Consider the following 11,940-nt stretch of genomic DNA (forward strand, 5'->3'; position numbering starts at 1 on the left):
AGAGAATGGAAAAACCACTACTCGGCAAAACAATCCTGATTGTTGAAGACGAGGCCGTTTTCCGTTCAATGCTGGAAGGTATTTTAACGGCGTTGGGGGCGAAAACGATGCCGGCTGAAAATGGGCTGGAAGCCATCACATTACTGGAACAGCAGAACGCGGATTTAATCATATGCGACCTTGAAATGCCGCAAATGAATGGTGGGAAACTGGTTGAGCACATCCGTATGAGCGGCAACAGCGTGCCCATTCTCATCATTTCTGCCACCGAGAACATGGCAGACATCGCCCATGTTTTGCGTTTGGGTGTTCAGGATGTGTTACTTAAACCGCTTAAAAATCTTGAGCGCTTTCGCGAAGCCGTTTTCGAATGTCTCTATCCGTCGATGTTCACGTCAAAAGTCGAGGAGGACGAACAGCTTTTCCAGGACTGGGACGCACTGGTGAGCAATCCCCCTGCGGCAGCCAAGCTACTCAAACAATTACAACCGCCGGTACAGCTTAATGTCGCCCATTGCCGTTTTAACTATCGCCAGTTGACGATGGCTGAACAACCCGGTCTGGTACTGGACATTGCTGCTCTCTCCGATAATGACCTGGCATTCTACTGCCTGGACGTCACTCGCGCCGGGGATAACGGCGTACTGGCGGCATTGTTACTGCGAGCCTTATTTAACGGCCTGTTGCAGGAGCAGCTTTCTGGGCAAAAACAGCGTTTGCCTGAACTTAACGGTTTATTACGCCAGGTCAATCTCTTGTTAAAACAGGCGAACCTCACCGGGCAGTTCCCGCTTTTAGTCGGCTACTACCACAGTGGTTTAAAAAACCTGATTCTGGTGTCTGCCGGTTTAAACGCGACGTTAGATATACAATCCCATCAAATACAACTCAGTAACGGCGTTCCGTTAGGCACAACAGGGAATACCTATCTAAATCAGATAAGCCAACGGGCTGAGCGCTGGCAATGCCACGTTTGGGGAGCCGGTGGGCGTCTCCGATTGATGCTTTCGAGCGAAGAATAAGCAGATAATTTTTAATTCGCTGAACCTTAAAGACAGGGCCAACTCTAAGCTTTACACTTAGGCAATTGTCTTAAATTCAGCGGATTGAACCCTTCCAGGATAAATCCACTCACGAGTGTATGTATACTCATTTCGTTTTTAACCGACTTATCAAGTATTAACTTGAGCGGCCTATTAGAGAGGTATCTTGATGTCTGGCTTCAAATCCAAGGTAAAGAAAGCGGTAATCCCTGTTGCTGGTTTGGGCACCCGTATGTTGCCTGCAACAAAAGCGATTCCAAAAGAGATGTTGCCGCTGGTTGATAAGCCACTGATCCAGTATGTCGTTAACGAATGCATTGCAGCGGGAATTAACGAAATTATTCTGGTTACGCACTCGTCTAAAAACTCTATTGAAAACCACTTCGACACCAGTTTTGAACTGGAAGCGATGCTGGAAAAACGCGTTAAGCGTCAGCTGTTAGATGAAATCCAGTCTATTTGCCCACCGCATGTCACCATCATGCAGGTACGTCAGGGTATCGCCAAAGGTCTGGGCCATGCCGTGATGTGCGCCCACCCATTAGTGGGTGATGAGCCGTTTGCGGTGATCCTGCCAGACGTGATCATCGATGAATACGAATCTGATCTCTCCAAAGACAACCTGGCGCAGATGCTGAGCCGTTACGAAGAGTCTGGCCGCAGCCAGATCATGGTTGAGCCAGTAGCGGACGTGACCGCGTACGGCGTGGTGGACTGCAAAGGTGCCAGCCTGAACGCAGGCGAAAGCGCACCGATGGTCGGCGTGGTGGAAAAACCTAAAGCAGCTGAAGCACCTTCAAATCTTGCTGTGGTGGGTCGTTATGTACTCTCTGCAGATATCTGGCCTCTGCTGGCGAAAACCCCTCCAGGTGCAGGCGGTGAAGTGCAGTTAACGGATTCTATCGCCATGCTGATGGAAAAAGAGACCGTTGAAGCTTATCACCTGACTGGCGTAAGCCATGACTGTGGTAACAAACTGGGCTACATGCAGGCATTCGTCGAGTATGGCGTACGCCATCCGGTGCTGGGTAAAGACTTCTCTCAATGGCTTGAGAGCGCGGTCGGTAACAAAAAATAACTGATCAACACAGGATAGCTCAATGAAAGTTACTGTATTTGGTATCGGCTATGTCGGTCTGGTTCAGGCGGCGGTGTTGGCCGAAGTCGGGCATGATGTCTTATGTATTGATGTCGACGCAACCAAAGTAGAGAACCTGAAAAAGGGTATTATCCCAATTTTCGAACCGGGTTTGACGCCACTTGTCATGTCAAACTACGAAGCGGGTCGTCTGAAGTTTTCCACCAATGCGGAAGACGGGGTAAATCACGGGGTAATGCAGTTTATCGCCGTGGGAACGCCGCCAGATGAAGACGGCTCAGCCGATCTGAAATATGTTACTGCGGTGGCGCGTACCATCGCGCAACATATGCAGGATCACAAAGTGATTCTGGATAAATCCACGGTTCCGGTAGGCACTGCAGATAAAGTGCGTGCCGTAATGAATGAAACGCTCAAAGCCCGTGGCGTTGATCTCTCATTCGACGTGGTTTCTAACCCAGAGTTTCTGAAAGAGGGTGCAGCAGTCACTGACTGTATGCGTCCGGAACGTATCGTTGTCGGTACCGACAACGACGAAGTGGTTGATCTGCTGCGTGAACTGTATGAACCGTTTAACCGCAATCACGATCGTATGATCTTGATGGATATCCGCAGTGCGGAGCTGACGAAGTATGCGGCTAACTGCATGTTAGCGACCAAGATCAGCTTCATGAACGAAATCTCAAATCTGGCCGAAAAATTGGGTGCAGACGTTGAGAAAGTACGTCAGGGCATTGGATCGGATTCACGTATTGGTTACAGCTTTATCTATCCTGGCTGTGGCTACGGCGGTTCATGTTTCCCGAAAGATGTGCAGGCGTTAATTCGCACCGCGGAATCAATCGGCTATAAACCTCGTCTGCTGCAAGCGGTAGAAGATGTAAACGACAGTCAGAAGCATAAGCTGTTTGGTTTTATCCGTCGTCATTTCGGTGATGACCTGCGTGGTAAAACCTTCGCGCTATGGGGACTGGCGTTTAAACCGAATACCGATGATATGCGTGAAGCATCCAGTCGTGTGCTGATCGAAGCGCTGTGGGAAGCGGGTGCTTCCATCCAGGCCTACGATCCAGAAGCGATGGATGAAGCTCAGCGTATCTATGGCAACCGCGATGATTTCCGCTTGATGGGAACCAAAGAGGCTGCATTGCAGGGCGCAGATGGACTGGTTATCTGTACGGAATGGCAGAATTTCCGGGCACCGGACTTTGATACCATTAAAAATGGTTTGAAAGAACCCGTGATCTTTGATGGTCGTAACCTGTATGATCCGGAGCGTCTCAGCAAACGCGGTTTCGTTTATTATGCAATCGGCCGCGGAGCGTCTTTACAAATTGTATAATTAACGAGGGAAGTATGAAATTTCTGGTTACCGGCGCCGCAGGCTTTATTGGTTTTCATGTTTGCCAACGCCTGTTGGCCGCAGGTCATCAGGTTGTTGGTCTGGACAACCTGAATGACTATTACGACGTTAACCTGAAGTTATCACGTCTTTCCCTGTTAAAATCAGACGGCCAGTTCCACTTTGCCAAGTGCGAATTGGCCGATCGCGAGGGTATTGCTGCGCTGTTTAAACAGCATAGTTTTCAGCGCGTAATACACCTCGCGGCTCAGGCTGGCGTACGCTATTCCATTGAGAATCCTCATGCCTATGCGGATGCTAATCTGATTGGCCATCTCAATATTCTTGAGGGGTGCCGCCACCATAAAATTGAACATCTGCTGTATGCGTCTTCCAGTTCAGTTTATGGCCTCAACCGTAAAATGCCTTTTTCAACCGCGGACAGTGTCGATCATCCTGTTTCACTGTATGCCGCGACGAAAAAAGCCAATGAGTTAATGTCCCACACCTATTCCCATCTCTATCAGTTGCCTACCACTGGCTTACGCTTCTTCACCGTGTATGGCCCATGGGGCAGACCGGATATGGCACTGTTTAAGTTTACCCGTGCGATGTTGGCTGGGGATGCCATCGATGTTTACAATCACGGGCAGATGAAACGTGATTTCACCTATATTGACGATATTGTAGAAGCGATTATGCGGGTGCAAGACGTCATCCCGCAGGCCGATCCCGCATGGACGGTGGAGCAGGGGACACCAGCGACAAGTTCTGCGCCGTATCGGGTGTATAATATTGGCAACAGCAGTCCCGTGACCTTGATGAGTTATATCGAAGCGCTGGAACAGGCATTAGGGTTTAAAGCAGAGAAAAATCTGCTACCTATGCAGCCTGGTGATGTGCTTGAAACCAGTGCTGATACCAGCGCATTGTTTGATATCACAGGATTCAAACCCCAAACGTCAGTGAGTACCGGTGTACAGCAATTCGTGAACTGGTATCGCGATTATTACGGCGTGTAAAAGCAATAAAAAAGGAAGCTGCAAAGCTTCCTTTTACCTGGTGAAAAATAGAAATGATATCCGAGTTGCTACAAGCCGGGTTTATTACAGCAGGAAATCCTCAAGCTGTTTACCCTGTTCGTCGATAGCTTTTTTAATCACTGCGGGGGTACGACCCTGGCCAGTCCAGGTACGTGTTTCGCCGTTTTCATCAACATATTGATATTTAGCCGGGCGAGCTGCGCGTTTCGCTTTAGGTGCATTTTTAACTTCACCCAAGGCGCTCAGCAGTTCATTTGGATCAATGCCATCAGCCAGCAGCATTTCACGATACTGGGCCAGTTTGCGCAGACGCTCTTCACTTTCAGCCTGCACGTGTGACTCTTCATCACGGCGTTCAGTCACTACGACTTCCAGTTTCTCCAGCATCTCTTCCAGAGTTTCCAGTGAAAACTCTCTTGCCTGGGCACGCAGTGTACGAATATTGTTAAGGCTTTTAAGTGCTTCGCTCATTTGTTTGATCTCGGAATAAATATAAATAGGTGAGGTGCGGGTTAATAATAGTTGGCGAAAAAAATTACTGCAATAGAAAATTAAGCACAAAATTAAAATATCTGTACGACTTCATGAATCCTATTTTCATCAAGCCAAGTGAGCCATGCATTTTAGTGGGGAATTGACCAGCCGGTAAAAAACTTTAAAGATACATCTTACTTATTCAAGTAATGTGATTTGAACGCGTTAAGTACAAAACAGATGCTGCTTTACGCAGCGAAAGCAGGAGATTGTGATAAACTGCGGCACTTCGCGATTGATTGTTCTTCAAAGGCAGTGCTCATGGCCCAACTCTACTTTTATTACTCTGCGATGAATGCAGGTAAATCGACTGCCTTGTTGCAGTCCTCATGGAACTATCAGGAACGCGGAATGCGCACCCTGATTTACACTGCCGAAATTGATGACCGCTTTGGGGCAGGCAGTGTGACTTCGCGTATCGGCCTTAGCGCCCCTGCCTCGCTATATAATGACAACACGTGCCTGGATCAAGAGATCGCCGCTCAGCACCATGCGCAGCCTATCCACTGCGTGCTGGTGGATGAATGCCAGTTTTTAACCAAAGAGCAGGTCAGACAGCTCTCTGATGTGGTGGATAAACTCGATATTCCGGTATTGTGCTACGGCTTGCGTACTGATTTTCGCGGTGAGTTATTTGGTGGAAGCCAATATTTGCTGGCATGGGCGGATAAACTGGTCGAATTGAAGACGATTTGCCACTGCGGACGTAAAGCCAGTATGGTTTTACGGCTGGATAGCACAGGTAAGCCATTTAGCGAAGGCGAGCAGGTGGTGATTGGCGGCAACGAGCGGTATATCTCAGTGTGTCGTAAACACTATAAGCAGGCGATTGAAGAGGGATCGCTTCAGGCTATCCACGGCTTCCACCATCAGGAAGCGTCGGAGTAACAGATAAAAACCCGCGCGATGGCGGGTTTTTTTATCATCAGACTCAGACGTCATTATGATGTCTGTTTTTGCCCGGTTTTACCTTTCCTGATAACGGCTTCCTCTTCAACCGCAGTTTCCACAGCCGTCACCCCATGCTCAACGTATGGGCGGCCATAATAACTGTCGATCATCACCTGACGTAACTCGCTAATCAGCGGGTAGCGTGGGTTAGCACCAGTACACTGGTCGTCAAACGCATCTTCGGCGAGTTTATCAACTGCCGCGAGGAAGTCTGCTTCATTAACGCCTGCCTCACGAATCGAAGCGGGAATGCCTAATTGTGTTTTCAGCTCTTCCAGCCAGGCAATTAAACGTTCAATCTTCTGGGCGGTTTTATCGCCTGGCTGAGACAACTCAAGGTGATCGGCAATTTCAGCGTAACGGCGGCGTGCCTGAGGGCGGTCATACTGACTGAAGGCCGTTTGTTTGGTCGGATTATCATTCGCGTTGTAGCGAATAACGTTGGTCAGCAGCAGCGCATTCGAGAGGCCATGCGCTAAGTGGAAACCGGACCCCAGTTTATGCGCCATAGAGTGACACACCCCGAGGAAGGCATTCGCAAAAGCGATCCCAGCGATGGTTGAAGCATTGTGGACCTTCTCGCGAGCAACCGGGTCCTGTGCTCCTGACGCATAGCTGGCAGGTAAGTACCCCTTCAACATTTTCAGCGCCTGCAAGGCCTGACCATCGGAGAACTCACTGGCCAGAACAGAAACGTAGGCTTCCAGTGCGTGCGTTACCGCATCTATCCCACCGTACGCGCACAGTGAACGAGGCATCTCCATCACCAGGTTGGCATCGACAATCGCCATGTCTGGCGTTAATGCGTAGTCTGCCAGCGGATATTTCAGGCCTGTCTTGTCATCAGTGACCACGGCAAAAGGTGTCACTTCAGAACCGGTACCGGAAGTGGTGCTGATGGCCACAAAACGGGCTTTCTCACCCATCGTCGGGAAGCGGTAGATACGTTTACGGATATCCATAAAGCGCAGTGCAAGGTCGGCGAAATCCGTAGTGGGGTGTTCATACATCACCCACATGATTTTGGCCGCATCCATCGGCGATCCGCCGCCCAGTGCGATGATCACATCCGGTTTGAAGCTGCGCATCTGTTCCGCACCTTTCTGTACGGTAGACAAGGTCGGATCTGCTTCAACCTCAAAGAATATGTCGGTTTCAACACCGTGTTGCTTTAATACCTGCGTCACCTGCTCGGCATAGCCGTTGTTGAACAGGAAACGGTCAGTCACGATAAATGCACGTTTTGCGCCATCCACGGCCAGTTCTTCCAATGCTAACGGCAGGCAACCACGACGGAAGTAGATGGATTTTGGCAATTTATGCCACAGCATATTTTCGGCTCGCATCGCGACAGTTTTCCGGTTAATCAGATGTTTTGGACCGACATTTTCAGAAATTGAGTTTCCGCCCCATGAGCCACAGCCCAGGGTCAGAGAAGGTGCGAGTTTAAAGTTATACAGGTCGCCGATCCCACCCTGAGAGGCAGGGGTATTGATCAGGATGCGCGCCGTTTTCATGCGTTCGCCAAAATAGCTGACGCGCGGTTTTTGATTATCCTGATCGGTGTAAAGGCAAGATGTATGACCAATGCCGCCCAGTGCCACCAACTGTTCTGCTTTTGCCACCGCATCGTGGAAATCTTTGGCGCGGTACATGGCAAGGGTTGGCGAGAGTTTTTCGTGGGCAAAGGGTTCAGACTCATCAATCTGGCTCACTTCGCCGATCAGTATGCGGGTATCCTCAGGGACGTTGATACCGGCAAGCGCGGCGATGGCGTGCGCAGACTGGCCAACAATCGCGGCATTCAGTGCGCCGTTTTTCAGGATTAATCCCTGTACTGCCGCCAGTTCTTTCCCCTGTAGCAGGTAAGCACCGTGGCTGGCGAAGCGCTCGCGCACCGCTGCATACACGGTATCGGTGACAATCACTGATTGCTCAGAGGCACAGATCACGCCGTTATCAAAGGTTTTCGACATCAGGATTGACGCTACCGCACGTTTAATATCTGCGGTTTCATCAATGACGACCGGCGTATTACCCGCACCGACGCCAATGGCTGGCTTACCGGAACTGTAGGCGGCTTTCACCATGCCGGGGCCGCCGGTTGCCAGAATCAGATTGATATCGGGGTGATGCATCAAGGCATTGGAGAGCTCAACGGAGGGGGTATCAATCCAGCCGATAATATCGGCCGGCGCGCCTGCCGCCACAGCGGCTTTCAGCACGATGTTAGCCGCTTCATTGGTGGCGTTTTTTGCCCGTGGATGAGGAGAGAAGATAATGCCGTTGCGCGTTTTCAGGCTGATAAGCGCTTTGAAAATGGCGGTCGAAGTGGGGTTTGTTGTCGGGACGATCCCGCAAATCAGACCCACCGGCTCAGCAATGGTCATGGTGCCGAATGCGTTATCGGTGGCTAATACGCCGCAGGTCTGCTCATCTTTGTAGGCGTTGTAGATGTACTCAGAGGCGAAGTGGTTTTTAATGACTTTATCTTCCACTACGCCCATGCCGGATTCCGCTACCGCCAGTTTGGCGAGAGGAATGCGTGCATCTGCCGCTGCGAGGGCTGCCGCGCGGAAAATGCGGTCAACCTGTTCCTGGCTAAAAGTGGCATAGGCTTGTTGAGCGGATTTCACTCTGGCAACCAGAGCGTTGAGTTCAGTGACATTACTGACAGTCATAATAATCTCCTGACGAGAAGTTAAATTTTTTTCGTAAACCGGTGTAAAACGGCCTGTTTACGAAAACCATTTAGTCTGGCTGGGGGAAAGGACTCTCTGACAGGGGATAGCGTAGATCGGAATGCGGGTTGAAAATATGATCTGGGTCAATTTTTGCGCAAGCTGACACCATTCAGCTAGCGCCTTTGGGTAAAATGGGTGGCGGGTTTCCAGATTTTTTTCCATCGATTCTGCGCTGAATAACAGGGCAAGCTATGCTAACAATGGCTGACTGATTTCGGTTCGGTTCACTCATTACTCAGGGAGTTGTCTTTGAATACTGTCGTGCTTGATCTCTCCGGCTACATCAAGTTTTTTATTGGGCTGTTCGCCTTAGTCAACCCGATCGGCATCATCCCGGTTTTTATCAGTATGACGCGCTTTCAGGGGCTGGCAGAACGGAATAAAACCAACCTCACCGCCAATCTTGCGGTCGCGATAATCCTCTGGACGGCACTGTTCCTCGGCGATGGCATCTTGCATCTGTTTGGTATCTCAATCGATTCGTTCCGCATTGCAGGCGGCATTCTGGTAATGACCATTGCGATGTCGATGATCAGCGGTAAGTTGGGTGAAGATAAACAGAATAAACAGGAGAAGTCAGAAACGGCCATTCGTGAAAGTATTGGCGTGGTGCCCCTGGCGTTGCCTCTGATGGCCGGTCCTGGTGCCATCAGTTCGACCATTGTCTGGAGCACCCGTTATCACAACTGGCAAAATTTACTCGGTTTCAGCCTGGCCATTGCGCTGTTTGCAGGCTGCTGTTGGCTGCTGTTTCGTGCCGCCCCCCTGATGGTGAAAGTATTAGGGCAGACAGGGATCAACGTCGTTACCCGTATTATGGGCCTGTTACTGATGGCACTGGGGATTGAGTTTATTGTCGCCGGAATTAAATCTCTGTTTCCTGGACTGCTTGGTTAAATATTCTGTTATTTCAGGGCGCGAATCTTTTACTCTGCTTTTTAATGCACCATAAAAGGGCGCAATGTTCTTTTGTGGTGCAATCGTGCCATTGGCTAATAATAATCCCTTCATTATCACATTTATTACTTCTCCCGCCTGCTCAATGCAAAATTTGCAGAACGTTTGTGATTTTTATCACAACACAAAAAGCTGAGATTACGCTACTTTGTGGTGAATGGCGTTGCACATATCCAGGTATCTTAGTTGATTAAGTGGCTTTGACCGCAACTGAGTGATGGTGGCGATCTTTTACGGCGTGACTTATCGAATATCAGGCTTTAGGTATTACTTTTCATAGGGTTATCGTGTTATTTTTTTATGGAAATTAAGATTTATCCCGCTAAATCAATAACCACATTGTGATTTAGGTAACATTTCTCCAATGCGTTAAGGCCCGCTGGCTTTTTTTTTAGTTGTTTTAGTCAAATGAGTACGGAAATTGCTTAAGCCTGTAGTGAGTTTGTGTCACCACGATGAAATCGGGCAGAACAGCACAAGTGATCGTTAGCACAACATAAAGCATCGCCGGGCAACCTGACGCGGCGGAAATAATAAAACTGGAGTTAAGTAATGGTTCACATCACAAAAAAAAGTCTGGTTACATTAGGTGTTATCGCGGCGTTGAACAGCATGGGGCAATTTTCTGCCTGGGCCGCTCAAGTCCCCGCTGGCGTAGAACTGGCGGCAAAGCAAGAGTTGATTAAGGGGAATGGCAGTGAAGTGCAGTCACTCGATCCCCATAAAATTGAAGGCGTGCCAGAATCGAATGTCAGCCGCGATATTCTGGAAGGTCTGGTGATCAGCGATGAGCAGGGGCACCCGATCCCCGGCGTTGCAGAGAGCTGGGATAATAAAGACTTCAAGGTCTGGACTTTCCACCTGCGCAAAGAGGCGAAATGGTCCAACGGCGCACCGGTGACCGCCCAGGACTTTGTCTACAGTTGGGAACGCCTGGCCGATCCAAAAACCGCGTCACCTTATGCCAGCTACCTGCAATATGGTCACCTGCTGAATGTGGATGAGATCATTGCGGGCAAGAAGCCGATCACCGACCTTGGGGTGAAAGCGCTGGATGACCACACTCTACAGGTCACGCTCAGTGAACCGGTTCCGTACTTCTATAAACTGCTGATCCACAGTTCAATGTCACCGGTCTATAAGCCAGTGGTGGAGAAGTTTGGCGAACAGTGGACGCTGCCGCAGAACTGGGTAGGTAATGGTGCCTTTAAAGTCCAGTCCCATGTGATCAACGAACAGCTGACTGTGGTACGCAATCCAGAGTATTGGGACAATGCGCATACCACGCTGGATAAAGTGACCTTCTTGCCGATCAGCTCAGAAGTCAGTGACGTCAATCGCTACTTCTCCAGCAACGGTAGCGATATGACCTATAACAACTTGCCGATTGAGCTGTTTAAAAAGCTGCAGCAGGATAATGGCAAAGAGCTGGTTGTGACGCCTTATCTGTGCACTTACTATTACGAAATCAACAATCAGAAAGCCCCGTTCACCGATCCTCGGGTACGCACAGCGTTAAAACTGGGCCTGGATCGCGACATCATCGTGGACAAAGTGCTGGCGCAGGGACAAACGCCGGCTTACAGCTTCACCCCGCCTGCCACCGATGGTTTTGATAACCAACTGCTGCCACCAGACTGGTTCAAATGGGATCAGGCTAAGCGAAATGAAGAGGCGAAAAAACTGTTGGCAGAAGCGGGATATACCGCCGCGAAGCCGCTAACGTTTAACCTGCTGTATAACACCTCCGATCTGCATAAAAAACTGGCGATCGCTGCGTCATCCATCTGGAAGAAGAATATTGGCGTGGACGTTAAGCTGGAAAATCAGGAGTGGAAAACCTACCTTGATACGCGCCATCAGGGCAATTATGACGTGGCGCGCGCTGCCTGGTGCGCAGATTATAACGAACCGACTTCCTTCCTGAATACGTTGCAGTCAGACAGCAGCAATAACACCTCGCATTATAAGAGCGCAGAGTTTGATAGCGTCATGAAAGATGCGCTGGCGGCTACCGATGAAAAAGCGCGTACCGCAGATTACGTGAAAGCAGAACAGATCCTGGATAAAGATTCTGCCATCGTGCCGGTTTACTACTACGCCAACACCCGCCTGGTGAAACCTTATGTGGGTGGCTATACCGGTAAAGATCCGCTGGATAACGTCTATGACAAAAACTTATACATTATCAAACACTAAGTGACTTTCTCTGGGGGGCTTTGCCCCT

Annotated in this window: 9 protein-coding genes; 7 read left to right on the plus strand and 2 right to left on the minus strand. The window is 49.7% G+C overall.

Annotated elements, in window-relative coordinates:
- Positions 1-5: 5 nt before the first annotated feature.
- The 4 genes from rssB (at position 6) to F3J40_RS09900 (ending at position 4,506) form a co-directional block, all read left to right on the plus strand.
- The gene (gene rssB, locus F3J40_RS09885; protein ID WP_167014174.1) at positions 6-1,022 is read left to right on the plus strand and encodes a two-component system response regulator RssB; all 1,017 of its coding nucleotides are present in this window, start codon (positions 6-8) and stop codon (positions 1,020-1,022) included.
- Positions 1,023-1,212: 190 nt separating this feature from the next.
- The gene (gene galU, locus F3J40_RS09890) at positions 1,213-2,121 is read left to right on the plus strand and encodes a UTP--glucose-1-phosphate uridylyltransferase GalU (protein WP_167014176.1); all 909 of its coding nucleotides are present in this window, start codon (positions 1,213-1,215) and stop codon (positions 2,119-2,121) included.
- 22 nt (positions 2,122-2,143) lie between these two features.
- Complete coding sequence (locus F3J40_RS09895; RefSeq protein WP_167014178.1) at positions 2,144-3,484, plus strand: UDP-glucose dehydrogenase family protein; 1,341 nt, start codon at positions 2,144-2,146, stop codon at positions 3,482-3,484.
- 14 nt (positions 3,485-3,498) lie between these two features.
- Complete coding sequence (locus tag F3J40_RS09900) at positions 3,499-4,506, plus strand: NAD-dependent epimerase (protein WP_167014180.1); 1,008 nt, start codon at positions 3,499-3,501, stop codon at positions 4,504-4,506.
- 84 nt (positions 4,507-4,590) lie between these two features.
- Here the strand turns inward: F3J40_RS09900 and hns are convergent, their stop codons facing one another.
- Complete coding sequence (gene hns / locus F3J40_RS09905; protein ID WP_017346297.1) at positions 4,591-4,998, minus strand: histone-like nucleoid-structuring protein H-NS; 408 nt, start codon at positions 4,996-4,998, stop codon at positions 4,591-4,593.
- Positions 4,999-5,322: 324 nt separating this feature from the next.
- Between hns and tdk the strand changes: the two genes are divergently transcribed.
- Positions 5,323-5,949: a thymidine kinase gene (gene tdk / locus F3J40_RS09910; protein WP_167014182.1), complete on the plus strand. Its 627-nt coding sequence runs from the start codon at positions 5,323-5,325 to the stop codon at positions 5,947-5,949.
- 53 nt (positions 5,950-6,002) lie between these two features.
- On the opposite strand, the gene adhE is transcribed toward tdk, so the two are convergent.
- A complete protein-coding gene (gene adhE, locus F3J40_RS09915) occupies positions 6,003-8,693 on the minus strand; it encodes a bifunctional acetaldehyde-CoA/alcohol dehydrogenase (protein WP_167014184.1) in 2,691 nt (896 codons plus the stop codon).
- Positions 8,694-9,005: 312 nt separating this feature from the next.
- On the opposite strand from adhE, the gene F3J40_RS09920 reads away from it, so the two are divergent.
- On the plus strand, positions 9,006-9,653 hold the full coding sequence (locus F3J40_RS09920) for a YchE family NAAT transporter (protein ID WP_017346294.1): 648 nt from the start codon (positions 9,006-9,008) through the stop codon (positions 9,651-9,653).
- A 612-nt stretch (positions 9,654-10,265) separates the two neighbouring features.
- Positions 10,266-11,912, plus strand: coding sequence for an oligopeptide ABC transporter substrate-binding protein OppA (gene oppA / locus F3J40_RS09925; protein WP_167014186.1), 1,647 nt, complete (start codon positions 10,266-10,268; stop codon positions 11,910-11,912).
- Positions 11,913-11,940 lie beyond the last annotated feature (28 nt).

Source organism: Candidatus Pantoea multigeneris, from assembly GCF_011752615.1.
GTDB classification, from domain to species: domain Bacteria; phylum Pseudomonadota; class Gammaproteobacteria; order Enterobacterales; family Enterobacteriaceae; genus Pantoea; species Pantoea multigeneris.

What these genes read in the sequence shown, in the direction of transcription:
- galU (WP_167014176.1), top strand. Translation starts at nt 1,213, where the DNA reads ATGTCTGGCTTCAAATCCAAGGTAAAGAAAGCGGTAATCCCTGTTGCT.
- F3J40_RS09900 (WP_167014180.1), top strand. Translation starts at nt 3,499, where the DNA reads ATGAAATTTCTGGTTACCGGCGCCGCAGGCTTTATTGGTTTTCATGTT.
- hns (WP_017346297.1), bottom strand. Translation starts at nt 4,998, where the DNA reads ATGAGCGAAGCACTTAAAAGCCTTAACAATATTCGTACACTGCGTGCC.
- tdk (WP_167014182.1), top strand. Translation starts at nt 5,323, where the DNA reads ATGGCCCAACTCTACTTTTATTACTCTGCGATGAATGCAGGTAAATCG.
- rssB (WP_167014174.1), top strand. Translation starts at nt 6, where the DNA reads ATGGAAAAACCACTACTCGGCAAAACAATCCTGATTGTTGAAGACGAG.
- F3J40_RS09895 (WP_167014178.1), top strand. Translation starts at nt 2,144, where the DNA reads ATGAAAGTTACTGTATTTGGTATCGGCTATGTCGGTCTGGTTCAGGCG.
- adhE (WP_167014184.1), bottom strand. Translation starts at nt 8,693, where the DNA reads ATGACTGTCAGTAATGTCACTGAACTCAACGCTCTGGTTGCCAGAGTG.
- oppA (WP_167014186.1), top strand. Translation starts at nt 10,266, where the DNA reads ATGGTTCACATCACAAAAAAAAGTCTGGTTACATTAGGTGTTATCGCG.